The organism is Robertmurraya sp. FSL R5-0851, assembly GCF_038002965.1.
Classification (GTDB): Bacteria; Bacillota; Bacilli; order Bacillales; family Cytobacillaceae; genus Robertmurraya_A; species Robertmurraya_A beringensis.
The window spans coordinates 2,157,586-2,183,580 of record NZ_JBBOOE010000001.1 but is presented as its reverse complement, the minus strand read 5'-3'; the positions used below and the strand labels follow the sequence as shown (position 1 = coordinate 2,183,580).

At 39.8% G+C, this 25,995-nt stretch carries 25 protein-coding genes and 1 pseudogene; 19 read left to right on the top strand and 7 right to left on the bottom strand.

Going from position 1 to position 25,995, the window contains the following annotated elements:
- Both MKX65_RS11090 and MKX65_RS11085 read left to right on the top strand, forming a co-directional pair.
- A complete protein-coding gene (locus tag MKX65_RS11090; protein ID WP_160548067.1) occupies positions 1-690 on the top strand; it encodes a 3-oxoacid CoA-transferase subunit A in 690 nt (229 codons plus the stop codon).
- Positions 691-709: 19 nt separating this feature from the next.
- Complete coding sequence (locus MKX65_RS11085) at positions 710-1,369, top strand: 3-oxoacid CoA-transferase subunit B (RefSeq protein ID WP_160548066.1); 660 nt, start codon at positions 710-712, stop codon at positions 1,367-1,369.
- 80 nt (positions 1,370-1,449) lie between these two features.
- Here the strand turns inward: MKX65_RS11085 and MKX65_RS11080 are convergent, their stop codons facing one another.
- Positions 1,450-1,596 (bottom strand): hypothetical protein, encoded by a 147-nt coding sequence (locus MKX65_RS11080; protein WP_340903639.1) that lies wholly within the window; start codon positions 1,594-1,596, stop codon positions 1,450-1,452.
- A gap of 513 nt (positions 1,597-2,109) precedes the next feature.
- Here MKX65_RS11080 and MKX65_RS11075 point away from each other — a divergent pair.
- Complete coding sequence (locus MKX65_RS11075) at positions 2,110-2,649, top strand: CueP family metal-binding protein (protein WP_340903638.1); 540 nt, start codon at positions 2,110-2,112, stop codon at positions 2,647-2,649.
- A gap of 119 nt (positions 2,650-2,768) precedes the next feature.
- Here MKX65_RS11075 and MKX65_RS11070 read toward each other — a convergent pair whose 3' ends face one another.
- The gene (locus tag MKX65_RS11070) at positions 2,769-2,909 is read right to left on the bottom strand and encodes a hypothetical protein (protein ID WP_160548063.1); all 141 of its coding nucleotides are present in this window, start codon (positions 2,907-2,909) and stop codon (positions 2,769-2,771) included.
- A gap of 737 nt (positions 2,910-3,646) precedes the next feature.
- Here MKX65_RS11070 and MKX65_RS11065 point away from each other — a divergent pair.
- Positions 3,647-4,711 (top strand): PrsW family glutamic-type intramembrane protease, encoded by a 1,065-nt coding sequence (locus MKX65_RS11065; RefSeq protein ID WP_340903636.1) that lies wholly within the window; start codon positions 3,647-3,649, stop codon positions 4,709-4,711.
- A gap of 181 nt (positions 4,712-4,892) precedes the next feature.
- Here the strand turns inward: MKX65_RS11065 and MKX65_RS11060 are convergent, their stop codons facing one another.
- Positions 4,893-5,795 carry a LysR substrate-binding domain-containing protein gene (locus MKX65_RS11060; protein ID WP_160548061.1) on the bottom strand — a complete coding sequence of 301 codons (903 nt, stop codon included), beginning with the start codon at positions 5,793-5,795 and terminating at the stop codon, positions 4,893-4,895.
- Positions 5,796-5,926: 131 nt separating this feature from the next.
- Between MKX65_RS11060 and gltB the strand changes: the two genes are divergently transcribed.
- The 5 genes from gltB to MKX65_RS11035 all read left to right on the top strand — a co-directional run bounded on the left by gltB (position 5,927) and on the right by MKX65_RS11035 (position 15,874).
- Positions 5,927-10,468 carry a glutamate synthase large subunit gene (gltB, locus tag MKX65_RS11055; RefSeq protein ID WP_340903635.1) on the top strand — a complete coding sequence of 1,514 codons (4,542 nt, stop codon included), beginning with the start codon at positions 5,927-5,929 and terminating at the stop codon, positions 10,466-10,468.
- Between the two features lie 18 nt (positions 10,469-10,486).
- Entirely contained in the window at positions 10,487-11,953 is a 1,467-nt protein-coding gene (gene gltD / locus MKX65_RS11050) for a glutamate synthase small subunit (RefSeq protein WP_160548059.1), read from the top strand.
- Positions 11,954-12,119: 166 nt separating this feature from the next.
- Positions 12,120-12,392 carry an HU family DNA-binding protein gene (locus MKX65_RS11045; RefSeq protein ID WP_160548058.1) on the top strand — a complete coding sequence of 91 codons (273 nt, stop codon included), beginning with the start codon at positions 12,120-12,122 and terminating at the stop codon, positions 12,390-12,392.
- 370 nt (positions 12,393-12,762) lie between these two features.
- Complete coding sequence (locus MKX65_RS11040) at positions 12,763-15,141, top strand: beta-glucosidase (RefSeq protein WP_340903632.1); 2,379 nt, start codon at positions 12,763-12,765, stop codon at positions 15,139-15,141.
- Positions 15,142-15,307: 166 nt separating this feature from the next.
- Positions 15,308-15,874, top strand: a complete 567-nt coding sequence (locus MKX65_RS11035; protein WP_160548057.1) for a hypothetical protein — start codon at positions 15,308-15,310, stop codon at positions 15,872-15,874.
- Between the two features lie 120 nt (positions 15,875-15,994).
- On the opposite strand, the gene MKX65_RS11030 is transcribed toward MKX65_RS11035, so the two are convergent.
- Positions 15,995-16,708 (bottom strand): 5-formyltetrahydrofolate cyclo-ligase, encoded by a 714-nt coding sequence (locus MKX65_RS11030; protein ID WP_340903629.1) that lies wholly within the window; start codon positions 16,706-16,708, stop codon positions 15,995-15,997.
- 115 nt (positions 16,709-16,823) lie between these two features.
- Here MKX65_RS11030 and MKX65_RS11025 point away from each other — a divergent pair, with 115 nt between their 5' ends.
- Together MKX65_RS11025 and MKX65_RS11020 are read left to right on the top strand one after the other, a co-directional pair.
- The gene (locus tag MKX65_RS11025) at positions 16,824-17,123 is read left to right on the top strand and encodes a hypothetical protein (protein ID WP_160548055.1); all 300 of its coding nucleotides are present in this window, start codon (positions 16,824-16,826) and stop codon (positions 17,121-17,123) included.
- 42 nt (positions 17,124-17,165) lie between these two features.
- Positions 17,166-17,375, top strand: a pseudogene (locus MKX65_RS11020) (MFS transporter); the annotation flags it as partial.
- A gap of 56 nt (positions 17,376-17,431) precedes the next feature.
- Here MKX65_RS11020 and MKX65_RS11015 read toward each other — a convergent pair.
- Entirely contained in the window at positions 17,432-17,803 is a 372-nt protein-coding gene (locus MKX65_RS11015; RefSeq protein ID WP_160548054.1) for a VOC family protein, read from the bottom strand.
- 186 nt (positions 17,804-17,989) lie between these two features.
- Here MKX65_RS11015 and MKX65_RS11010 point away from each other — a divergent pair, with 186 nt between their 5' ends.
- From MKX65_RS11010 to MKX65_RS11000, 3 genes are all read left to right on the top strand, one after another.
- Positions 17,990-18,448: an SRPBCC family protein gene (locus MKX65_RS11010; RefSeq protein ID WP_160548053.1), complete on the top strand. Its 459-nt coding sequence runs from the start codon at positions 17,990-17,992 to the stop codon at positions 18,446-18,448.
- A 107-nt stretch (positions 18,449-18,555) separates the two neighbouring features.
- Positions 18,556-18,951, top strand: coding sequence for a VOC family protein (locus MKX65_RS11005; protein WP_160548052.1), 396 nt, complete (start codon positions 18,556-18,558; stop codon positions 18,949-18,951).
- Between the two features lie 88 nt (positions 18,952-19,039).
- Positions 19,040-19,420 (top strand): VOC family protein, encoded by a 381-nt coding sequence (locus tag MKX65_RS11000; RefSeq protein WP_160548051.1) that lies wholly within the window; start codon positions 19,040-19,042, stop codon positions 19,418-19,420.
- A gap of 59 nt (positions 19,421-19,479) precedes the next feature.
- On the opposite strand, the gene MKX65_RS10995 is transcribed toward MKX65_RS11000, so the two are convergent.
- The gene (locus tag MKX65_RS10995) at positions 19,480-19,872 is read right to left on the bottom strand and encodes a DUF2243 domain-containing protein (protein ID WP_160548050.1); all 393 of its coding nucleotides are present in this window, start codon (positions 19,870-19,872) and stop codon (positions 19,480-19,482) included.
- Between the two features lie 289 nt (positions 19,873-20,161).
- Between MKX65_RS10995 and MKX65_RS10990 the strand changes: the two genes are divergently transcribed.
- The 3 genes from MKX65_RS10990 to MKX65_RS10980 are packed head-to-tail and all read left to right on the top strand — an operon-like array spanning position 20,162 to position 22,640.
- The gene (locus MKX65_RS10990) at positions 20,162-20,968 is read left to right on the top strand and encodes a carbon-nitrogen hydrolase family protein (protein WP_340903624.1); all 807 of its coding nucleotides are present in this window, start codon (positions 20,162-20,164) and stop codon (positions 20,966-20,968) included.
- Positions 20,965-22,464, top strand: coding sequence for a sodium:solute symporter family transporter (locus MKX65_RS10985; RefSeq protein WP_340903623.1), 1,500 nt, complete (start codon positions 20,965-20,967; stop codon positions 22,462-22,464). Before MKX65_RS10990 ends, MKX65_RS10985 begins: the two co-directional genes overlap by 4 nt.
- 14 nt (positions 22,465-22,478) lie before the next feature.
- Positions 22,479-22,640 carry a hypothetical protein gene (locus tag MKX65_RS10980; RefSeq protein WP_160548048.1) on the top strand — a complete coding sequence of 54 codons (162 nt, stop codon included), beginning with the start codon at positions 22,479-22,481 and terminating at the stop codon, positions 22,638-22,640.
- A 48-nt stretch (positions 22,641-22,688) separates the two neighbouring features.
- Here MKX65_RS10980 and MKX65_RS10975 read toward each other — a convergent pair whose 3' ends face one another.
- A complete protein-coding gene (locus MKX65_RS10975; protein ID WP_340903622.1) occupies positions 22,689-23,174 on the bottom strand; it encodes a metallophosphoesterase family protein in 486 nt (161 codons plus the stop codon).
- Between the two features lie 129 nt (positions 23,175-23,303).
- Here MKX65_RS10975 and MKX65_RS10970 point away from each other — a divergent pair, with 129 nt between their 5' ends.
- On the top strand, positions 23,304-24,398 hold the full coding sequence (locus tag MKX65_RS10970; RefSeq protein WP_160548046.1) for a GerAB/ArcD/ProY family transporter: 1,095 nt from the start codon (positions 23,304-23,306) through the stop codon (positions 24,396-24,398).
- A 31-nt stretch (positions 24,399-24,429) separates the two neighbouring features.
- On the top strand, positions 24,430-25,986 hold the full coding sequence (locus MKX65_RS10965) for a spore germination protein (RefSeq protein ID WP_340903620.1): 1,557 nt from the start codon (positions 24,430-24,432) through the stop codon (positions 25,984-25,986).
- The last annotated feature ends 9 nt before the right edge of the window (positions 25,987-25,995 follow it).

The following is a 25,995-nucleotide window of genomic DNA, read 5'->3' as shown; positions in this document are numbered from 1 at the left end:
ATGAAAAAGATTTTTACTAGTTTTGAAGAAGCGGTACAAGACATTAGAGACGGGATGACGCTTATGGTTGGGGGATTTGGACTGGTGGGAATACCAGAGAACCTCATCAAAGCTCTTTGTGAGAAGAACGTGAAAGATTTAACGGTCATTTCAAACAACTGTGGTGTAGATGATTGGGGACTTGGACTTTTACTCCAAAATAAACAAATCAAAAAGATGATTTCGTCGTATGTGGGTGAAAATAAAGAGTTTGAAAGACAAGTACTAAGCGGAGAATTAGAGGTACAACTAACGCCACAAGGATCTTTAGCTGAGAAAATTCGGGCTGGTGGAGCCGGTATTCCTGCTTTTTATACACCAGCTGGAGTGGGCACACCTATTGCAGAAGGAAGAGAAACAAGTGAATTTCATGGGAAGGAATATTTACTAGAAGAGGCTCTAACGGCGGATTTTAGTTTAATAAAAGCGTGGAAAGCAGATAAGATGGGCAATGTGATTTATCGGAAAACGGCTCAAAACTTCAATCCTATGATGGCGGCAGCAGGGAAAATAACGATTGCTGAGGTAGAGGAAATTGTAGAAGTTGGAGAACTAGATCCCGATCAAATTCATACACCAAGTATTTATGTTCAAGGACTTATCGTAGGGAAACAGGAAAAGAGAATCGAACGACTTACGGTTCAAGCATAACATAGAGGAGGGGACAAAGATGACGAAAAACGTAAGAATACAAATTGCACAAAGAGCGGAAAAAGAAATTCAAGATGGTTTCTACGTAAACCTTGGAATTGGAATGCCAACGATGGTTGCAAACTATCTTTCTGAAAATAAACAAGTTGTTTTACAATCAGAGAATGGGTTACTAGGGATTGGTCCTTATCCAATGAATGAAGAGGTAGATCCAGATCTAATTAACGCCGGAAAAGAAACGGTGACGGCCATCCAAGGGGCCAGTTTCTTTAGTAATGCAGAATCATTCGCCATGATCCGTGGGGGGCATATCGATTTAGCCATCTTAGGTGGGATGGAGGTTTCCGAAAACGGTGATTTAGCCAACTGGATGATACCGGGGAAAATGATTAAAGGCATGGGTGGAGCGATGGACTTAGTTCATGGAGCCAAAAGGATTATTGTTATCATGGAGCATGTGAACAAGGCAGGGGAGCCCAAAATTTTAAAAAAATGTTCGTTGCCTTTAACTGGCCAACAGGTAGTGGATCGAATTATCACCGATCGTGCAGTGATTGATGTAACGAAGGATGGATTAAAACTGGTGGAAGTGGCACAAGGCTATAGTGTACAGGATGTGATTGACTCGACCGAGCCGGAGTTGATTGTTTCGGATGAAGTGATGAGTCATGCGTATTAGATAGATAAAAATAAAGGGAGGGACTCTATCTAAGCTTAATAGAGTCCCTTTTTTATCAATTTAGTCGATTCAAAGCGTTCTTAATCTTGCATGGCTCCTGCCTCTCGAGAGGTCATGGCACCTTTTCCTTGTCTAACATCACTTTTTATTTCCTCTTTCACTTTTTGTGCATCTGTTCCAGCAAATTCAGGCTTGCTAATCGCTTTAGCTTGTTGATTTTGTTGCATGAATGTCCCTCCTTCATATTGCCATCCAATTTTAGTATTTCCAATAAACACTAGATAAATCTGATTATAGTGCGATGAAGATTATCGAAATCCTTTTTAAATAGGATGTTTGTCTTAATAGCAAGGAAAGGTAAAATAAGCGGAGTTTTCCGGTTAGATGCAGAAGAGAGGCTCGTATTTGGGGAAATAAGGGGAGGTTTTCCGCTTATGCAAAGAAAAATCGCTCCTTTTTGACTTTTTCGAGCCAATAGGCGGAATCCCTCCCTCTATTTTAAGATTTTTTTATCATAATTATTAATTAAGCGGAATTTCTCCGACTAATTTTTAACTTGGGTGCATAAGCCGATCCCCAAACCGATAAAAGTACGGCCCCCTTGTTCCTAGATGCGGGAATCTTCAACTAATTATAGATTTCTAAAAAATGTAGATATTGTGTCGAATGCCACCGTACTTATCCATAAATGAGAGTAGGATGATATAATCAATCCGTATAGAAAGGGCGTGAAACAATCATTGAAGATCAAAATCTATCTAGCGATCCTACTAACCATTGCGGTATTGATTGGATGTAATAATGCTGGCACAAATGAGGAAGCTTCTTCTTTAAAAGAAAATGAAATTGAACAGATCAAAGAATTGGTGAGTGATTATAGTCTAGGAAAAATCAAAAACGAGTCTGCTTCCATTACTTCTGAACATCTGATTGTGAAGAAAAGTGATGGAGATGAGGAAATCTACGACTTGCCCGAAGATGAATTTTTTGTTTCTATTGCTCCTTACCTAAATGAAACTCATCCTTGAACGAATCATAGCTTGACAGGTTGTCAAGGTGAACTGGTTGAAGAAACATTTGATGTATTTATTGAAGATAAGGACGGCAATGTAATATTAGATGGAGAAGTGGTCTCTCAAAGTAATGGATTTTTCGATCTATGGCTTCCGCGTGATCAAATTTATAAAGTAAAAATTGAACATCATGGAAAAGTAGTAGAATCCGAAATATCTACTTTTGAGAATGACGGTACTTGTATAACAACCATGCAATTAAGTTAAAAACAAAACCGTACCAAGTTATAGCATAAGTTAGATTAGCAATTAGCCCGGGAAGCATGGAGACGATTCTCCTGCTTCCTCTTTATGTTTTTTTATAAGTGACTTACGTATAATTGCTTTTATAATAATCTACTATTCTGTTTACGGTAGTCAGTAGCTTTAGGAAAAGTAGTGGAAGAAGTAGTCAACTGACTAACGATTCCTAACATGGTATTGATAATTGGATCATTTATGGCATCCCATAGAGTAGAAACAAACATGATACCTGCTGTAGCTCCGGCCGAAATACCGAATCGGGTAGGTAGAAACGACATGCAACTTACTAAAGAATAAAGACGCAATTAATGTATGCACACAACATATCAAAAAGTATGGTGAACGCGAAAGGGGCTGGCATTCAGACAATATAGTGCCATTTCCAAAGGCTTTTGTCCGAATGAGGTAGCTATTCAGACAAGTTAGCGACATTCCCTAAAGTTCTTGTTCAAATGAGGAGTGCATTTAGACAGAGTAATGCTATTATTGATTCCTCATGTCCGAATGAGGCAGGTATTCAGACAGGATACTGTCATTCTCAAAGGCTCTTGTCCGAAAAAGGTAGTTATTTAGACAAGAAACTGCCATTCTCTAAAGTTCTTGTCCGAGTGTGTTAGTAATTAATGTATCAGGGGATTGGTTAAACAGGTAAATATCAGAAAATGTAAAACGCGTGGATGAACATTCTGTCCATGCGTTTTTATACGTTAATTGAAGCTTTAATGTAGCAATAATACATTACCGAAACAGCATATGCAATTTGTTATAAGTATTCATTTTTTCAAAACGGAAAGTAAACTACTTAATGATTCAATTTTTATAGGAAAACTTGAGCGTGGTCGTCTTGAAAAAATAAATAATTTCCCAATTCTGGGACATACTCTTTGTTGATATCCTTTTACCCCATGAGAGCTATTTGATATTTGTACCATGCTACATAAATTGACAGAGGTGGGACTTTTTGAAATGTTCACAATGTGATTACGCCAATCCAACTGGTTCGAAGTTCTGCTTAAGCTGTGGTGAAAAGTTCCTTAAAATGAATACACCACAGGATGAAAACAGCTTTTTTTATGAATTTGCCAATTATGTAAATGTTGTTCCAAAGGTGGAACGGTCGGTTGAACCAAAATTCGTCAATATCTTTTCCCGTGTTTTTGCTGATCATAGTGAACTAGAAGCGGAACGACTGTTTATTGTTGGAACAGCACTTACAACACCCAAAATATCAGAAGTAAAAGATACATGGCCTAAGCCTTGGCTATTTGCTCGGTTATTCATCATTGCACTACTTGTTTTTGCTGGATTTTACATAGGTGCAAGTTACTTTGGAAATGCGAACTTTTTACCTGGACTGATTATTGTTGGGGCATTTGGGGTTCCGTTGACCACGTTAATTTTCTTTTGGGAAATGAATGTACCCCAGAATATTGCGATTTACCGTGTGATGTATGTGGTGTTAGTTGGTGGCATTCTCTCCATGTTAATCGCACTCGTGTTTTTCGATATTTTGAAAAACAACATCACTCCGATTACCATTGGAATTATTGAGGAGCTTGCGAAAACAATCATAGTGATTACGTTTGTTCACTACAGAAGGTACAAATATATTTTAAACGGACTGCTTATTGGTGCAGCAGTTGGAGCAGGTTTTGCCGCTTTTGAAACGGCTGGGTACGCACTCAGAGCACTGCTTTCGGGAGATGCAACAAGTCTGTATGGAACGATCCTATTAAGAGGGTTCTATGCTCCAGGTGGACATGTGGCATGGGCTGCTTTGACCGGTGCTGCGTTCTGTCGAGTACAAAAGGATCAACCTTTCCGTTTTAACATGTTATTTCATTATCAATTTTTACAAGTGTTTATCTTAGTCGTGGGTATACATGCTCTTTGGGACACAAAGATTCCAGGAATGTTTCCGTTTGGACATGTCATCTTAATGGCTACTTCATGGCTTGCCGTATTGCTGTTCATTCGTGGAGGTCTTAAGGAGATAGGCGAGAGGAAATTAATGTCTTCAAAGTAATTATTTTGTTTTTTAACGAAAGCGCAGAGGAAACTTCTGAAGAGAAGAAGTTTTTATTATAGGAGATTATTAGTGATTTCTAATTGACTGAAGATGAAACAAACACAAATTTGCTATGATAAATTCAACAAAAAGTACTGGCCAAATATAATTTCGGCCAGTACTTTTTGTTAATAAACTTCTATTTATACTGCTCCAACCGATTAAAAAACTGAATCAAAAACTGATAAAAATTTCTCTCAGCTGGTGCCAGTTCGCGATGTTTCGGAATAATAACCCCAACCGTCCGCCTCGCTTTCGGTGTTTCGATCGGTATTTTGACCGTGAATCGGGGAGTAGAGTCATAGAACGTGCTCTCTGGTAATAAACTAACGCCGATTCCGGCGGAAACGAGTCCTTTTAGCGCGTCCATATCCTCGCCTTCAGTTGTAATCTCCGGTTCAAATCCTGCTTCTCGACACGCCTCTACGGCAAGTTTTCTAAGAACATAGCCTTTAGGAAATAACACGAATTTATCGTTTCGCAAATCACTTAAAGGAATCCGCACTTTCTCTGCCAATGGGTGGAGAGAAGGCAGCAAGGCCACAATGTTTTCCATAAATAAAATCTTTGTTTCTAAGTCGGGATCATTCGTTGGGACAGGCCCAAGAAAAGCTAAATCAATTTCCCCATTTTTCACAGCATCGATTAAGTTAGCATACGATCCTTGACGCAGATGGAAGGATACATTGGGAAAATCATTCTTATAGGCAGAAATCACTGTTGGAAGCCAGTACCGGGCAAGGCTGGTCGGATAACCAATTTTAATCGTTCCGGCTTGTGGGTCTAGAAACTCGTCTATTTTTTCTTTTGCTTCATCCAGTTTTTTTAAGGAGCTTTTGACATACTTCAAAAAGATATACCCAATCTGTGTAACCTTAATGTTTCTCCCCACGCGTTCGAGTAGCTTGACCCCTAACTCCTCTTCTAACTTGGTAATTTGATAGCTCACCGCTGATTGTGCCACGTTTAAGTTATCGGCTGCTTCCGTCATATGTTCCCGCTCGGCTACTTCTATAAAATATCGCAATTGTCGAAGCTCCATTTTTGACTGTTCTCCTATTCATATTAATTTTCGATTAATTTAATATAAATTATATATTGTTTATATCAATTTGAAAACATAGAATGTTGTTATATGAATTTTTCGACAACAATCGGCAGGGAGAGAAGAATATGACATATCATCAATTACCAAAAGCACAAGGTCTCTACCGTCCTGAATTTGAACATGATGCATGTGGAATCGGCTTATACGCTCACATAAAAGGGAACGCCACACATGATATAGTGGCAAAAGGACTATCAATGCTTTGTCAATTGGATCATCGCGGCGGACAGGGAAGTGACCCGTTAACAGGCGATGGCGCAGGACTAATGGTTCAAATACCGGATCTATTTTTCAGACAAGAATGTTCTGACATGAACTTACCTGAAAAAGGGAAGTACGGTGTGGGAATGCTATTTTTCTCAAAGGATGACAAAGAACGGGAAGCAATAGAAGCAACTATTAATCAATTAATTGAACAAGAAGGTCAAACCGTGCTTGGTTGGAGAAATGTTCCAGTCGATGCAGGGAAAATTGGAGTGACAGCACAGGAAAGTTGTCCGGTCGTTCGCCAGGTGTTTGTTGGCGATAACGAAGGAGATTCACTAGCATTTGAAAGAAAATTATACGTGATTCGTAAACAAGCTGAAAACTGGGCAAAGGGTTCTGACTATCGTTTCTATTTTGCTAGTTTTTCAAGCAGAACGATTGTTTATAAAGGGTTATTAACTCCTGAACAAGTAGATCAATTCTATTTGGATTTACAGGATGAGAGCTTTGTGTCTGCGTTTGCTTTAGTGCATTCACGCTTTAGTACAAATACCTTCCCAAGCTGGGAAAGAGCCCATCCAAACCGCTATTTGATCCACAACGGGGAAATCAATACGCTTCAAGGAAATATTCATTGGATGAAGGCACGTGAAACACAATTCATTTCGGAAGCATTTGGATCTGATTTAGAAAAAGTATTGCCGATCCTTGATACAGATGGAAGTGATTCATCGATTTTAGACAATGCACTTGAATTCATGGTTCTTGCCGGAAGAAAGCCAGCGCATGCTGCGATGATGTTAGTGCCTGAGCCATGGTCTAATAATCCTCATATCACGGATGAAAAGAGAGCTTTTTATGAATATCACAGCTCATTAATGGAGCCATGGGATGGACCATCAGCGATTTCGTTTACAGACGGAAAACAAATCGGTGCGATCTTAGACCGTAATGGACTTCGTCCAGCTCGTTATTATGTAACGGAAGATGATTATATTATTTTCTCATCTGAAGTTGGTGTTATCGATGTAGAGCCGGAAAAAGTGTTATACAAAGAGCGTCTTCAACCAGGAAAAATGCTTTTAATTGATTTAGAAGAAGGACGTATCATTTCTGATGAGGAAGTTAAATCTGAAATGGCTCAAGCGCAGCCTTACCAGCAATGGCTGAATGACGAGCTTGTTCGCTTGGAAGACTCTGTAGAGGCAGAAGGAGAAGTTCCAGAGGATTTCATCGTTCGTCAAAAAGCGTTTGGATATACGTATGAAGATATTCAAAAATACATCATTCCAGCTGTAAGCGAAGGCAAAGATCCGCTTGGAGCAATGGGGAATGATATGCCGCTTGCTGTCTTATCAGATAAGCCGCAGAATTTGTTTAACTATTTTAAGCAATTATTCGCTCAAGTAACGAATCCACCGATTGACGCGATTCGTGAAGCAATTGTTACGTCAACAGTTTCTTATTTAGGTGCAGAAGGGAATTTACTTCATCCATCAGCGGAAAATTGTCGTCGAATTCAGTTAGAAACACCGATTTTGACAAACAGTCAGCTAGTAGCCTTAAAGAATGGTAAAGAATTTAAAGCTGCAGTTATTGACATGGTGTTCCAAGACGATTTAGAAAGCAGTCTGAACGATCTTTGCCGTCAAGCAGAAGAAGCAATTGCAGGTGGAGCTAGTTTACTAATCCTGTCTGACCGTCATATTAATGAAACAACTATTGCGATTCCATCACTACTTGCAGTAAGTGCCCTTCATCAGCATTTGATTCGTGAAGGATTACGTACGAAGGCAAGCATCATTGTGGAATCTGGAGAAGTAAGAGAAGTTCATCACTTTGCTGTATTGCTTGGATATGGTGTGGATGCGATCAACCCTTATCTAGCGTTCTCGATTTATCAGCAAGCTGTTTCAGAAGGATCATTACCATTCACATACCAAGAATCAGTGAAAAAGTACATCGCTTCTATGAATGAAGGCGTCGTGAAGGTTATGTCAAAAATGGGAATTTCAACGGTTCAAAGTTACCGTGGGGCTCAAATTTTTGAAGCGGTTGGAATCAGCTCTGATGTGATCGATCGTTACTTTACTGGAACGGTTTCACAGCTTGGAGGAATTGGCTTAGACACGATTTCGGAAGAGGCGAAGCTGCGTCACTCTGAAGCTTACTCTCCATTATCAGACGATACGTTAGAATCCGGAAGTAACTTCCAATGGAGACATGACGGCGAACACCATGCCTTTAATCCTGGAACGATTCACACCTTGCAATGGGCTTGTCGTAACGGTGATTACGAATTATTTAAAAAATATTCAACACTTGCAAATGAAGAAAGACTCGGATTTTTACGTAACTTATTCTCTTTCAATGGTACTAGACAACCGTTACCTATTGAAGAGGTAGAAAGTGTGGATTCAATCGTTCGCCGTTTTAAAACAGGCGCGATGAGTTTTGGATCTATTAGTAAGGAAGCGCACGAAACATTAGCGATTGCCATGAACCGTTTAGGTGGAAAAAGCAATAGTGGTGAAGGTGGAGAAGACGCTAGCCGATTTGTACCTGATGAAAATGGTGACAACCGTGGAAGTAAGATTAAACAAATCGCTTCTGGTCGTTTTGGTGTGAAAAGTCATTACCTTGTGAATGCTGAAGAGCTACAAATTAAAATGGCTCAAGGAGCGAAGCCTGGTGAAGGCGGACAGTTAATGGGGAAAAAGGTGTATCCATGGGTAGCTGATGTTCGTGGTTCAACACCTGGCGTAAGCTTGATTTCACCTCCACCACATCATGACATCTACTCCATTGAAGATTTGGCTCAGCTGATTCATGATTTAAAAAATGCCAATCGTCAAGCTCGCATCAGTGTGAAGCTTGTATCGAAGGGTGGCGTTGGTACGATTGCAGCTGGTGTGGCGAAAGCGGTAGCTGACGTAATCGTGATTAGCGGGTACGACGGTGGAACAGGTGCATCACCAAAAACAAGTATTCAGCACGCTGGATTACCTTGGGAACTTGGATTAGCAGAGGCACACCAAACGCTAATGCTCAACGGATTGCGTGACCGTGTGGTTCTTGAGACAGACGGAAAGTTAATGACAGGTAAAGATGTAGTTATGGCTGCTTTACTCGGTGCCGAGGAATTTGGCTTTGCTACTGCACCATTAGTCGTTCTTGGCTGTGTCATGATGCGTGTATGTCATTTGGATACTTGTCCAGTAGGGATCGCGACTCAAAATCCAGAGCTTCGTAAAAAGTTCACAGGTGAAGCAGATTATATCGTGAACTACATGCGCTTTGTGGCACAGGAAGTTCGTGAGATGATGGCGGAGCTTGGCTTTAGAACAGTGGAAGAAATGGTTGGGCGTACCGATGTATTAACGGTGAGTGAACGTGCAAAATCACACTGGAAGGCACAGCATTTAGATTTAACAGCACTTCTGCACAAGCCTGAAGGAGCAACAACCTTTAAACACCCGCAAAATCATCGAATTGACGAAAGTCTTGATATCAAGCATATTCTACCTGCTGTTCAAAAAGCAGTAGAAGACGGAACACCTGTAGAAGCAAGCTTCCCAATTACAAACGTGAATCGTGTAGCGGGTACGATTGTAGGAAGTGAAATCTCAAAACGTTATGGTGAAGTTGGTCTTCCAGAAGATACGATTTCCTTAAAGTTTAACGGATCCGCTGGTCAAAGCTTTGGAGCATTTGTACCAAAGGGAATGACACTTGAATTGACTGGTGACGCGAATGATTATGTTGGAAAAGGTCTTTCTGGCGGAAAAATCATTGTAAAAGCGGATGAACATACAAAGCTTACATCAGGCGAAAATGTTATCGCAGGAAATGTTGCCTTTATTGGTGCTACTAGTGGTGAAGCGTATATCAACGGACGTGCCGGAGAACGTTTTGCTGTTCGTAATAGTGGCGTACATGTAGTCGTAGAAGGAATTGGTGACCACGGCTGTGAATATATGACAGGCGGACGTGTTGTAGTTTTAGGAGATGTGGGTAAAAACTTCGGAGCTGGTATGTCCGGTGGAATTGCTTACATTTATACAGAAGACGAGAAAGCATTTAAGAATCTATCTAACCAAGAAATGATTGAATTTGAGGCAGTATCCTCTCCTGCTGAACAGGATGAGTTAAAAACATTAATACAAAATCATTACCGCTACACAGAGAGTGTGAAGGCGAGTTGTATTCTAGAAGACTGGGCAAAATGTGTCAGAAAATTTGTCAAAGTCATTCCAAAAGATTATAAACGAATGATCACGTTGATCGACGAGCAAAAACTAGCAGGATTATCGGAAGAAGAAGCCGTCATGAGCGCCTTTTTAGCGAATTCCGGAGCAACATCAAAACCATCGAAACAGCAGGAAGCTGCCATCCGCTAAGAAAGGGGAGTAAAAAACATGGGAAAAGCAACAGGATTTATGGAATATGCTCGTGAAAAAGCAGCAGAAAGAGATCCATTACAAAGACTAAACGATTGGAAAGAACATAAACTTCCTATTTCTGATGAGAAATTAAGTACACAGGGGGCGCGGTGTATGGACTGCGCCACTCCCTTCTGTCATATCGGTATGGAAATTGGGGGAGCTACTTCTGGGTGTCCGATTCATAACTTGATTCCTGAGTGGAATGATCTTGTGTATAAAGGCCGTTGGAAAGAAGCGCTAGATCGCTTGTTAAAAACCAATAATTTCCCAGAGTTTACAGGGAGAGTATGTCCGGCACCTTGTGAAGGTTCTTGTACTGTGGCCCTTTACGACCCGGCAGTTACGATCAAAAATATTGAACAAGCGATTATCGATAAAGGATTTGAAAACGGATGGATTACACCGCGAATTCCTGCCTCTCGCTCTGGAAAGAAAGTGGCGATCATTGGTTCGGGTCCTGCTGGTTTAGCAGCAGCCGATCAATTGAATCAAGCAGGTCACTCGGTGACTGTGTTTGAGCGTGCTGACCGTCCGGGAGGCTTGCTCATGTACGGTATTCCAAACATGAAGCTTGAAAAAGAAGTGGTTGAACGCCGCATTCGATTATTAACGCAAGAAGGAATCGACTTCGTAACAAATACGGAAGTAGGCAAAGATATTCAAGCTTCCGAACTTCAAGAACAATTCGATTCGGTCATCCTATGTACAGGGGCGCAAAGACAGCGCGATCTAGTCATTGAAGGCCGTGAAGCAAAGGGCATTCACTTTGCAATGGATTATTTGACTCTAGCAACTAAAAGTTTACTAGATTCTAATTTTGAAGACGGGAACTTCATCGACGTGGAAGGCAAAGATGTCATCGTGATCGGTGGTGGGGACACTGGTGCGGATTGTGTCGCAACCGCTCTTCGACAAAAGTGCCGCAGCGTCGTTCAGTTTGGGAAACACCCACAATTGCCAGCGGAACGTACATCTGATAACCTTTGGCCTGCGTATCCAAATGTGTATACGATGGATTATGCGTATAAGGAAGCAGAAGCGAAATTTGGAGAAGATCCACGTCAATATTCCATTCAAACTAAGAAAATCGTTGCTGATGAGAATGGGAATTTGAAAGAGCTTCACACAATTCAAATGGAAAAACTTAAAGATGAGAACGGACGTTTTTATTTTAAAGAAATACCAGGCACGGAAAAAGTATGGCCAGCTCAGTTTGTGTTTATCGCAATCGGCTTTGAGGGAACTGAGATGCCTTTGTTAAACCAATTCGGAGTAGAATCGGTTAATCAAAAGATTAAAGCTGCAAAAGGTGATTACAAAACAAATGTAGAAGGCGTGTTCGCTGCTGGTGATGCTAGAAGAGGACAAAGCTTAATCGTTTGGGCAATCAACGAAGGCAGAGAAGTGGCTAGTGAAGTCCACAAATATTTGATGGTATAAAATCGTACACATGTAGGCTGCTTTGGCAGCCTATTTTTTTGTATCATTCCTGTAATCCGTTAATCCGTTAAACTACTTATTCCTTGCGTAACGGAGTACGCGTATGTTAAAACTATCAGTAAGCAATTCAAGAATTGCTAGAACATGATTAATAGAGGTACATCATATGAACAAAACGGATTTAATCTACTCGATAGCGAAGAGATGTGACATACCAAGAAAGCACTCAAGAAAAGTAGTAGATATTATCATAGATCACATTTCCACTTCATTAGCTGATGGACACCAGGTACAATTATTAGGCTTTGGAAACTTTGAAACTCGTGAACGAGCGCAGAGAAAAGGTAGAAACCCGAAAACGGGGGAAGAGATTATTATACCAGCAACCAGATATGCTGTTTTTAGCCCTTGTAGTGAGTTTAAAGATGCCTTGAAATAGGGTATTTTTTTATAAGTAACTAAATTAGAAAACGCTGTTGAGTTTGATTTCACCAGCGTTTTTTAGTTAACCGAAGCCTTACGCGGGCAGAGAACTTCATAAAGGGATAGAATAGATGGATTCCGAATTCAACCTCTACCTTTGGCTAGAGGTTTTTTGGTATACTTTGCAGCTTATTTCTATTCTATGATGATTTAGTAGTGAATAGATAGGACTAGTTTGCTAAAAGTAAAATACAGAACAATAAATAATTCCAGATACAACTAAAAAAATACAGAACAATCATCCACGGAATATTCTGATTTTCTTTAAGCTTAATGTAAGCGCTTTAATAAAACTTTGAAAAGACGAAGGGTGAGTGGGGGTAAACATGTTAAAGAAGCTAAAGAAAAACAAAAGAAAAAAGTTATTAGCATTGGCCATGGCATCAACGGTTGCATTATCGGGATTCTCAACCATAACCATAAGTGCAGCTGAGAATACTACCACAACGGTACAATCTTCCGTCATTGCGGCTACGCCTAAACTAGTGGATGAAAAGTCGATTGATGCAGTTATTGCAGCGATGACACTTCAGGAGAAGGCATTTATGGTTGTAGGAGGAAATAAAGGTGGCTTGGTATCGGAAAACGGAGAAGTCATCGGCGGTCAGTCTACAAAGGTACCAGGGGCAGCTGGTCAGACACAGGAAATTGAACGTTTAGGCATTCCTGCTATCGTGATGGCAGATGGACCAATGGGTGTCCGAATCTCTCCGACAAGAACAGATGACAATAAAACCTATTATGCTACAAAATTCCCTTCACCAACCGTCCTTGGTTCCTCATGGGACAAGGAGTTAGCGAATGAGGTCGGAGAGGCGACGAGTCAGGAATTGAAAGCGTTCGGAATTGACCTTCTACTTGCCCCTGGAATGAATATTCAAAGTTACCTTCTTAACGGCAGAAACTTTGAATACTTTTCCGAAGATCCAGTGGTCACGGGTGAAATGGCCAGTTCGTTTGTTAATGGAGTGGAAGATAACGGAGTAGGAACAACGATCAAACATTTTGCCGCCTTTAATCAGCGGACCAACAACAATGGAAATATGGTCGTTAGCCAGCGTGCCCTCAGGGAAATTTATCTTAAAGGGTTCGAGATTACGGTAAAAGAATCTGATCCATGGTCGATTATGGATTCTTACAACATGATCAACGGAACGTATGCGACTGAAAATAAAGAACTCTTAACCGATGTGTTAAGGAATGACTTTGGCTTTACAGGGTTCGCCATGACAGACTGGGAGTTCGGCCTTAGAGATATTGCCAAGCAGATGGAAGCGGGGACAAACCTCTTAATGCCAGGAAGTGCTGCACAGTCACAAAGAATCATGGATGCCGTAAATAGCGGAATTCTAGATGAAGCCATTCTTGACCGAAATATTAAGGAAATTCTAAAAATAGTGGTCAATACACGCACATTTAAAGGGGAAACGGCTACGAATGAACCGAATCTTACGGAAAATGCCAAGATTTCAAGAAAAGCAGCTGCAGATGGAATGGTTCTTCTTGAAAATAAAAAAGCGGCCTTGCCAATTAGCAATAAGCAAAGTGTTTCCTTATTCGGGGTACCAGTAAGTGAAATCAATACGGGTGGCAGGGGAAGCGCCCTAGTGTATGCGCCTTACCATGTGGGAGTTGCTGAAGGACTCCGTAATGCAGGCTTTACACTCAATGAAGAGTTGATTCAGAAGAATGATCAATATGTTGCCGAAATGAGAACCAAAGATGAATACAAGGGTACGCCTGGAACTTTTGGATCTGTTGGACCGAAGTTACCCGAAATGGACATCAGCCAAGACGTTATTGAAGCAGCAAAAAATACAGATGTTGGTATTGTGGTCATTGGAACAGCTCCTGGCTCCTATGCGACCGACCGGGCAAAAGAAGACTTCTATCTCTCTGATTCTCAGAAGCAAATGGTAGAACAAGTGTCTAAAGCTTACCGAGAGCAAGGTAAAAAAGTCATTGCAGTGTTGACGGTTGAAGGTCCAATTGAGACGGAAAGCTGGAAAGATCAAGTAGATGGAATCCTACTTTCTTGGCAACCGGGACAAGAACTTGGAAACGCGGTGGCAGACATCCTGACTGGGAAAGTGAATCCTTCCGGAAAATTGGCGCAGACCTTCCCGAAAGACTATGAGGATCTTCCATATGCGGACCGTTTCCCTGGATCAGCAGATGGTTTCCCGTATGAAGAGGATATCTATGTTGGATACAGATACAATACAACCTTTGACGTCAACCCGGCCTATGAGTTCGGCTATGGATTGTCTTATACAAAGTTCAATTATAGTGGTATAAAATTGACAGAAGGAAAGAAATTCGATGGGGAAATTAAAGTCACAGCTACGGTGAAAAACACCGGAAAAACGTCCGGAAGAGAAGCCGTTCAACTCTATGTAAACGCTCCGGATGGAAAGCTTGAAAAACCTGAGCTAGAATTAAAAGATTTTGCGAAAACAAAAGAACTACAACCTGGTGAAAAAGAAGAACTTACCTTTAAACTCGATGCAAAAGACTTAGCCTCTTTTGACGAAGAGTCCTCCTCTTGGATTCTCGAAAAAGGAACCTATAAAATCAATATAGGCGCATCTTCTGAAGATATTAAGGGATCGGCGGTATTCAAAGTGGATAAAACGATAGTCGTTGAGAAAGTAAGTGACGTCCTAGCTCCACAGGTTGAATTCGAGAGATTATCAAAAAATTAGTAGCTATAAAAGGACCCCTGAAAAAATACGCGTTTTCGTAGACCTCCAGGGGTCTTTTTTTTTGAGGTGGGAATTCAATAACCGGTCACATCTTGCACTAGCAAGCTAATGGTATAAAACTTATCCGTGAAGTATAATGTAGTTACATGATAGGGAGGTGAGAAAGATGGAACAAATTCTACAACAAATACTTAATAAGCTCCAAGCGGTTGAAAACAGCCAATTAGACATGAGGAAAGACATTCATGACATCAAGATAGATCAGGCAGAGATGAAAATAGAGCTATCAGAAATGAAAGCTGATCAAGCAGAGATGAAAATAGAGCTATCAGAAATGAAAGCTGATCAAGCAGAAATGAAAATAGAACTTGCAGAAATGAAAGCTGATCAAGTAGAAATGAAAATAGAACTTGCAGGAATGAAAGCTGATCAAACAGAAATGAAAATAGAACTTGCAGGAATGAAAGCTGATCAAGCAGAAATGAAAATAGAACTTGCAGGAATGAAAGCTGATCAAGCAGAAATGAGAGAAGAGCAGGGAGAGATGAGAAAGGAAATTGGTGGATTAATAGGAGAACAGACAGAGATGAGAAAAGAGGTAGCTTTTTATTATGGAAGTCTTATGAAAAAGCTTGAAGAAGTAAAAACAGATTTAAGCAGTGAAATCAAACATGTATCTTCGGTTCAAAAGCAACATCAACATGTACTTGAGATAATAAACGAGAAGCAATAACCTTCATTACCTTGACCCACTAATAAAAAACCTCAAAGTGATTAAATTCCATTTTTTGCTAAACAACCCTCTGAAACGTTACTAGCATTCAGAGGGTTGTAGTCTATTTTATGCAATTCTTTACTTTCCTGTTAATTCCCGAATCTCCCGTAAAACAGGCATTTCCTCTAATTCCTCTTCCGTAACAAGTTCCCATTGAATCCCACTTGGTTTTTTATAAGGGGAATGGGTCTGGATTAAACCGTTTTCCGTGGCGATCCAATCAACGGTTAAGTCATATGGATCTCTTGGGATTTCATGATCTGTCAATTGAACACTATGAATCGTTCCGATGATTGGTATATCTGGATTACCGAGTTCTCTGATAATAGCATATTCACGGTCAGAATAGCCTTCTCCTTTTCCCACTCTTCTACCATCTCTATGTAGGGCAACAGAGCCAGTAAAAAACAAATCAATTCTAGGCATATCTGAAAGAGAGATTTCCTTGCCGTAGGATTTGATATGTGAGAGGCTGGCTGCTTTTCGCTCTTCACCTGCTGGAACCCATTCAGGCTTTACCAAAATAAATCCCGCTTTTAGTCTAGGGGTAGGTACAAGTAAGGTTTTTCCGTCCTTTAATACTTGTGCACGAATCGGCAGCTGGGGAGAGTCTGGGTTTACTTTAATGACATTGGCCTGTTGATACTCAGGCATCGTCGTGACAAAATGTGCCGCCTTTTCGGCCCCTTTAAAATTAGGTATGCGATTTTTTAAGGGAAAAGGGAATCTCCCTAATTTTTGTTCGGTTAAATAACTCCATTTTTCTTCACGAATGTCTTGTTTGGTTTTCATCACGTACACCTACAATATTTTTAATATAAGTTTACCAAATCTTACATAATATTATAAACTCAAGTAAAGAAACTAACACATGGTTTGTATTTGCTAAACAGCGAGGAGTGTTTATATGGAAAAAATGAATGAGTACTTTGAAACTGCCCTTGAAGCTTGGTCTATGATGCAAAAAACAGAAGGCGATGAAGGAGCCGAATGGGCAGAGAGATTTGAACGTTACTTTTACAAATTTTTTGATGAATTAAAGATATGGTGGAACCTTCTGGTTGAAAAGCCTGAAACAGTAGAGGAAGCAGAAGAGTTACCCGAGATTAAGAGATTTGCAGAACGGATACCAGGTCCTGTATATATTACATTTTTGACTGAATTAGAAGACATAATAGATGGTTTTGAAACAACGAGGTATGATTAAGGATTCAAATTACCATAATATTATTATGTAAACTAAAAGTAATTAGGAAGAATTTTTGGAGTGTTTGGAATGATTTCTACTTCAATGATGCCAATCGGGGTGCTCATTTTCGGCCCAATGGCAGATGTGATCAAGGTGGAATGGTTATTGGTTGGAACGGGAATTTTGATTTTAATCCTTTCCTTTTTCTTAGGAGTGAATAAAGTTTTGCTCGAAACGGGGAAGCCAGTAGTAGAGGAAACAGCGAAATAGGAAAATCCTATTAGAAAAAGGCTCAGAGTGTTTAAGGTCTGAGCCATTCTTTATTTTTATCTATGTTGGTCTAATAGAATAGGGTTCCCATCTGGGTCTTCAATCGTAAAGTGTGCCGGCCCTTCACTTGATTCATTCACTCCAGAGACAATAGGGATTCCTTTTTCTTCAAGCATTTTTTGAATTTCTCTTACGTCGGTGAAGGATTCTAGATTTTGTGCATTTTCATCCCATCCAGGATTAAAAGTAAGGATGTTCTTTTCAAACATTCCTTGGAAAAGCCCTATGATACAACTTTCATTCTTCATGATAAGCCAATTTTGAGAAATATCCCCTCCAAGTGCATCAAACCCAAGTTTGGAATAGAATTCCTTTGATTTATGTATATCTTTTACATTTAAACTAATAGAAAAAGCGCCAAGTTTCATCCTTCTGATCTCCTTTTAATATAGTATTTGTTAGATTTATACATTTCCTATTTTTAGTATAATGGAGTAGTTCTGAATATACAATTTTACACCGATAGTAGGAATAAAAACTTACCTATGAAGGACTTGACATTGATATGTTGAATGTATAGGTATACGCATTTGATTTGAAAGGAGGAGATTCACTTGAGTATTCGTTTTGAAGTAAAAAGGACGATTCGGGTAACCCAATCAATTGCTTATAATGGGTTACTCGATCTGGATTCGGCTAAGCTCTGGATGCAAGGGTTAGTGGGAATTGAGCGACTGGATGAAGGTCCCATCCGCGTGGGAAGTCAGTGGAAAGAAACAAGAAAGATGTTTGGAAAAGAGGCAACTGAATATTTTGAGGTAGTCGAGCTCAGCGAACCTCAAAAAATCGTGTTGCGTTGTGATGGAACAAAAGGGACAACGGGTAAAGGAGAATTTGTGTTTACTTACACATTATTATCTGCCACTGAAAATCATACAGAGGTGACACTAAATGGAGAGATTAATGGACTCACAGGATTAACCAGATTTTTCGGGAAATTGATAGCTGGGACTTTTAAGAAAGCCTGTGAGAAGGATTTGGACAGGTTAAAAAACTTTTTAGAGCAGTTATAGAAAAGAATAAATTAGTCTATTTGTCACAATAATGAAGGAGTATCCTTATTTACACTAGAATACATAATAGATTCGACAAAAAACTTCATCGAAAATAGGAGGAAATTATGGGCAGACCCATTCATTTCGAAATTCACGTTGATAACATGGAGCGAGCAACCAATTTTTATGGAGAAGTATTTGGCTGGACCTTTCAAGACTGGAGTGAGTATGCAGGCATGCCCTATTTTGGGGCTGTGACCGGAACGGAAAGTGAACCAGGAATTAACGGAGCCTTAATGCAACGTCAAGGTCCGCCTCCAGAACCAAACCAAGCGATGAATGGCTATGCTTGTACCATGGGAGTAGAAGAATACGATTCGATTGAAGCGAAAATTCTAGAGAATGGTGGTACGGTAGCCTTACCCAAACACGCACTTCCTGGCATGGCATGGCAGGGGTATTACCTTGATACAGAAGGAAACATCTTCGGGATTCATCAACCAGACGTGAATGCCAAGTAACCGGCATGTGAGAGACCAGGGCATTCTTCTGTCTTTTATTGTTTTTAGTTGAGAAATAGGTAAAACAACGGATAAGAAGGAGATATACATGATCATCAATAAAATTGGCAAAATTTCTGTATATGTAGAAGACCAAGAACAAGCAAAAGACTTCTGGTTAAATAAACTTGGTTTTGTTTTAAAACTGGAACAACCAATGGGGCCCAATATGAAATGGATAGAGGTAGGTCCGAGTGATGATGAATTTACCACTTTAATTCTTTATTCGAAATCAGCTATGGAACAGCAACAACCTTCTAAAGTGGCACATCCATCCGTTCTATTCAGCACAACTGATATTGAATCCGCATATGAGAAAATGAACCAAAATGGTGTGAAAGTAGGAGAAATGTTAAGAATGCCGTTTGGTACCATGTTCACTTTTTACGATCAGGATAACAATGAGTATTTATTAAGGGAAGATAAATAGGGAATATGACAAGATTTTATAAAGGACAGGAAATAACTCCTGTCCTTTTATAACCTTTGTTACATATTCAACCCATGTTCATCTTTGATCCTTACAGCTCTTTCTTTTCTAATCCCTTCTAACAGTAAAACCGTTCCCCCAATCACAAACAAAGGCTCCAACCAATTCGCCTCGGGACCACTCGTTATTCGGTGAAGTTGAAAAATCCAATGAAACACCACAATATCAAAGCTTAAGAAAAGACCGGTGGCAACGATAAAACCATGGAAAAAGGATTTTGAAAATAGTCGATAAAACAAGGTCATGAGTAAAAGAAGGATAAGGATCCCAAACCCAACCGCGCCAATTCGCTCTGGTCCTGTATCGGCCTTCAACCCGAATGCTAACGCATCTATAATATGAAAAAGAAAATCCACTGTAAAAAACCCTACAACAGCTCCTAAAATTCGCATATAAACACTCCGTTTCTATCCAAAAGTCTAATTCATTATACCTCGTAATCGATCCAACTGGTGAGAAAAATGAAGTAGCCAAGTTCCTTGTTAGAAAATATTACTAGCTTATAGATGAAAAGAAAAACATATTCTTATAATAAGGCATAAATCTATTAATTTAACATTATGTTAAAAACAACCCCATAAAAAATGTACATTGTGACTAAGGTTACACACAGCATCACAGGATATAATAACATCAAGAAAAGTCAGATTAGTCAAAATTTTTAATCGAGGTGGGAAGTCTATGAAAATAGCTTTAGCACAAATGAAGCCGGTTCTACATGACAAAAAGAAAAACCTAGTAATGATGCTTCACCATATTCAAAAGGCATCCCAGCAAAATTGCCAGCTTATCTTGTTTCCAGAACTAGTGGTAACGGGCTATTTTACCCGGGAAAAAACAAAAGAACTTGCTGAAGACATCAATGGAGAGAGCATCTCGCAGCTCAAAGACTGGGCCCGTGAATACAACCTAATGGTCATTGCTGGATTTCCGGAACAAGTACAGGAGGAGGTATTCAATTCAGCCGTCATCATTGATCAAAATGGAGAGGTACTCGGTACATATCAAAAGGTTCATTTATGGGACGAGGAAGAGAAGTATTTTTCTGCAGGTCAGGAGTTTCCGGTCTGGAAAACCGCTTTCGGTACGATGGGGGTCATGATTTGTTATGATACCGAATTTCCAGAGACCGCTCGAATTCTAGCAGATAAAGGGGCAGAACTCATTTTGGCTCCGACAGCAAATATGACCCCACTTGAGCATTTACAAAAGACATATATTCAAAGTAGAGCCGCGGAAAATCAAGTTTTTGTCGTGACCACCAACCGTATTGGAGTAGAGGAGACAACTCACTTTTTTGGACAAAGTGCAGCAGCCAATCCATTTGGAGAATTACTGGTACTAGGTGATGGTGAGGAGAATCAATATTATGTGGACCTGGACTTTTCACAAATTAAAGCAGCTAGAAGTCAGTTTTGTTATATAACGGACCGAAGACCAAGTGTGTACCAGTCGGCCATGAAACGAAAGGGGGAAACAATCATATGAACACTCCAATTATGGGATACTCGGTAATCATTCTATTTGCCGTTATTATGACAGCTATCACCCTGTTCATTAATAAAAAGGATGGAAATCAAAATGTTGGTGATTTGTTAACGGCTGGCCGAAGAGTTCCATTTGGGCTAGTTGCTGCCAGTGTTTGTGTGGCATGGATCTGGACGGGCACAATTATGGCATCTGCGGAAGCAGGGGTGTGGTTTGGAATTAACGGTGGTTTTAACTATGCCTGGGGTGCTGTTGTTCCTTTTATGATATTTATCCCAATTGCCCTACGGCTTCGAAAAATTATGCCCAAGACCACCACGTTTATTGAATTCATTCGTGAGCGATTTGGGACAAAATTAGCAAATGTGTATTTATTATTCGGAATTGCCTTGGTTCTATATGTTTGTGTCATGCAGGCGGTAGGAATTGCGTATGCCTTCGAATATACCTTTCATCTAAATTTTAAGGTCGTTGCTTTTTTATCAGCGGTCCTCTTCTCAAGCTTCATTGCCATGTCTGGACTGAAAGGCTCCATCTATAATTCTGTCTTCCAATTTTTCATTATCATGATTGTCATATTTGTCACGATTCCTCTCATTATTAACAGCGTGGGACTAGAAAATATGTACGAGGGAATGCTACGGGCCGCAACAGATACGAGTCATCCGCAGCATAATCCAGATGCCCTGAACTTTTTTGGCTCGGCCGGCTGGATGTATGGATTATCAGCTGTGGTCATTGCAATGGGGCAGGTAGTTCTCAGTCAGGGATATTACTCAACGGCCGCAGCTGCCTCGAGTTCAAAGGGCTTATTTTGGGCCTATCTTATCGGTACCATTCTTGCGTGGTTACCAATTCCGATGATTTTTGGAAATGTGATCGGAGGAAGTGTCTATCATTTAGGAGTTTCCTCAGAAGAGCTTGGAGTATCTACGGGAGCAGCTCCGTATATTTTCGATTATTTTCTCGGTAGTGGAGGAGCGATCATCTTTGTTATTATGATCTTTATGGCAGGATTAACGACGGGTGGAAATGGTTTAGCCGGACTTCAAGCAATGCTAACCATTGATTTTTATAAAAGATACGTTAACAAGCATGCGACTGAAAAACAACAACTCACATTTGGCCGTGGAGTTATCTTTGCGTTAGGAATCACCATTGGAATTTGTTCTCTATTTTTAGAAGGAGTATCGCTCTTAACCATTGATATTTTTAGTGGAATATTATTTGCTGCTCCAACTGCATCGCTAATCATTGGCTTATGGTCAGGTCGATTAAACCCGAAAGTATCGTTGTTTTCCATTGTCATTGGACTGGCTTCAGGTTTATCGGCGTATTTTATGATTGATAATGATGATCTCAACTGGTTTGTCGGTAATATGCTATCACTTTTCTTACCGTTTATCATTATCTTGATTAGCCTTCCATTTACCCATCAAAAGTATGACTTTAACAAACTGAAAAACTATCAACCGGAACATAAAATTAACCTGTAACAGGAGGCGAACACATGTCATTTGGTGCATTTCAGTTTTTTAATTGGCTTATTTTTATCTGGTGCGGACTGGGAATGTTATTTATTGCGATTGCGTCCATTCGGGAAGTGTATTTTCAGTTGAAAAAGTCAGCGAAAGCGAAGGATCAGCCTACGGGTAAAGATATGAAATTGTAAGGAAGCAGGGGGATATACCTCTGCTTTTTTTGCTATAGGCTTCTAGTATTAAAAAAATACATGCTCCGCATGAAGTCCTTCATCCAAAGAGATGATTCCGAATGAAGGCTGTGGCTGTCTTCTTTTATCCGTGCAGGAACCAGGATTAAATAATAAGATGCCGTTCGTCTCCTTCAAAACCGGAATGTGAGAATGACCAAAAATAATGCAATCCACATGTGATTCCGCAAATGCTTCCAGCGCACGCCTCTCTGTCGTCCAGCGTTTCCCATGACCATGAACGACCCCTATCCGGAAACCCACTATTTCAATAATTTGCTTTTCGGGAAGGCGTGATTGCAGTTCAACAGAGTCCACATTCCCATATACTCCTTTTACCTCACCGTATTGTACTAACTCATGAAAAAACTCGATCGTTTGCCAATCTCCAGCATGAATGATTAATTCACTTTGTTGTAATGCTTTAACCACCTGGATAGGAAGTGTTTTAGCTTTTTTAGGCATATGTGTATCAGAAATAACGGTTATTTTCATATAGAACCTCTTGGCTTCAAAGAATACAGAATTATACTCGTATGTATAACATGTCCTTAATTGAAAACACTATACAAAAGTGGATTTTCCACCCAATTTTTACTCTATCCTGTTAAAGGGAGAATTTAAATGAATACTGAAAAAATAAGTGGACTCCAACTTTTTTATATCATGTGTGGCTATATCCTTGGAACAGCCATTATTTTAGGGTTAGGTCAAGAAGTGAAGCAGGATGCATGGTTATTTATCGGATTTGGGTTGAGCGGCGGGTTAATCTTGATGGCTGTTTATACTAAATTAGCTATTTATTATCCAGGTGACACACTTGTTCAGATGCTTCCGAAAATCATTGGGAAATTCCTTTCCTATCCTATTATCTTCCTATATATTTTACATTTTACCTATTCTGCATCCAGAGCGTGTAGAGAATTAGGAGCTCTTATCATTACTACCATTTTAAATGAAACACCCATCATCATTGTAATAGGAAGTTTTATATTGTTGTTAATCTATTGCTTACGTGGGGGTGTTGAAAGCTTTGGCCGATTAGTTGAAATCGTATTTCCCATATATATTTTTTCTCTGCTTTTGATTTGGATTCTCTTATTGACTGTTGATCATTTTAATGTGAAAAATCTAACTCCTATATTAGGCGAGGGTGTTAAACCTGTATTAATAAAAGCATTTCCAAATGCAATTAATTTTCCTTTTGGAGAATCCATTGTCATCATGATGTTTTTCCCTTTTCTAACCAATAAGCAACATATACGAAAAGTAGGTATGTCTAGTTTGATACTAGGAGGTCTTCTATTAATCGTTAATAGCATTATGATGGTATCTGTAGTAGGGGCGGAAATTTACAGCTTGGATGCATTTACACTTCTCACAGCTACTCAAATGGTATCTGTTGCTGATTTCCTTGAACGCTTTGACGCGCTTGTGATATTAATGATGGTTTTAGGGGTGTTTTTTAAGGCAGGAGCTTTTTTTTTCGGTGCAGCGGTTGCCACCTCTCAATTATTTCGTTTAAAACAAAATCGTTCTGTCTTTCTTGGTCTCGGGACGATTATTGCACCATTATCGCTTGTTAGTGCATCCAGTTATGTAGAACATTTAGAATTTGGATTTGAGTATTATGTTCCATATTTCCTTGGTTTTTTACAAATCGTTATACCAATCATGCTTCTTTGTTTAGCATTTATTAGAAAAATTATATCTCGATAAAGATTCATTTTTAAATTGGGCGGTGCTGTTCATGGGAAAGTTAAGGTGGAAAAAAAACTTCACTTCCAAAATCCAAAGTTATCAAGGTAATCTTCAAGTGCAATTAGAAAAAGATCAATTATCAGGCAATCTCGAGGAAGACTTTATTCATATCCAACAGCTTTTTGAAGGTGCCGTAGATTTTGCTCATCGGGAGTTAACTATATGCTCAACATATTCTGCAATCATCGTATATCTTAATGGGTTAGTCAACGTAGAAAGAATGGAGTTCCATGTAATCAACCCTTTAATTAACTATAATGGGGAATTACATAAGGGTACTGAACCAACGATTGACCACATCAAATCTGTTATGAGTTCGGCACAAGTATCTCATGGGGGAACCTTCCAGGAAGTAATTGACCAAATTTTGTCAGGCGGTACGATCTTATTCATCCATGGCCTTAAAGAAGCGCTTTTCATTAGTGAACAGTCCTGGGAGCAGCGCTCAGTGGAAGAACCTTTGTCTGAAGCAGTTGTATTAGGTCCGAGAGAAGGATTTACGGAAAATATACGAACGAATGCAAGTATGATTCGGAGACGGTTAAAAACAACCAAGCTAAAGATTGAATTCATGAAGATCGGAACACACTCACAAACGGAAGTCGTCATTACCTATCTAGAAGATATTGCTCAACCTTCTATTGTTAAGGAAGTTAGGAGTAGACTAAGTGGCATTGAAATTGATTCCATTGAAGACAGCGGCTACATTGTTGAGTTTATTGAGGACGAACCATTTTCTGTTTTTCCACAGGTTTTGCAGACGGAACGACCAGATCGAGTGGTGGGAAATCTTCTAGAAGGAAAAATCGGAATTCTCGTGGCCAACAGCCCTTTTGCTCTTATTGTACCTGTTTCCTTTTTTGAAATGATGAATTCACCTGAAGATTATTATGGAAGGTTTATTATAACTTCGTTCATAAGATTTATAAGGTATTTATTTTTATTTATTGCCTTATTGTTTCCCTCCATTTATATCGCGGTGACCACATTCCATCAAGAATTATTGCCGACAAATCTTTTATTTAGTGTTGCTTCATCAAGGGAAAAGGTACCCTTTCCAGCCGTTGTTGAAGCACTATTAATGGAGATTACGTTTGAAGCGCTGCGTGAAGCGGGTTTACGATTACCAAAACCCATTGGCTCAACCGTTAGTATTGTGGGTGCATTGGTGATTGGTCAGGCTGCCGTGGAAGCTGGAATTGTTTCCGCACCATTAGTTATTGTGGTTGCCACAACAGGGATTGCCTCCTTTATGTTTCCTAATTATGCCTTAACAGGAGCGATTCGACTCCTTCGCTTTTTTATGATTTTTTTTGCTGCCATGCTTGGATTTTATGGCATTCTTTTAGGAGTACTGTTTATATTGGTTCACCTTGTACAACTTCGATCTTTTGGTGTTCCCTATATGGCACCTGTAGCACCAACAAAATTTAACAATTTTAAAGACCTAATTATTCGAGCTCCTTGGTGGAAAATGGAGTTGCGACCTCAACAAACGGGAAAAAGAAATGTAGAGCGGTTAGCTTCCAGAAATCGTAAATATTAGTTTTGTAAG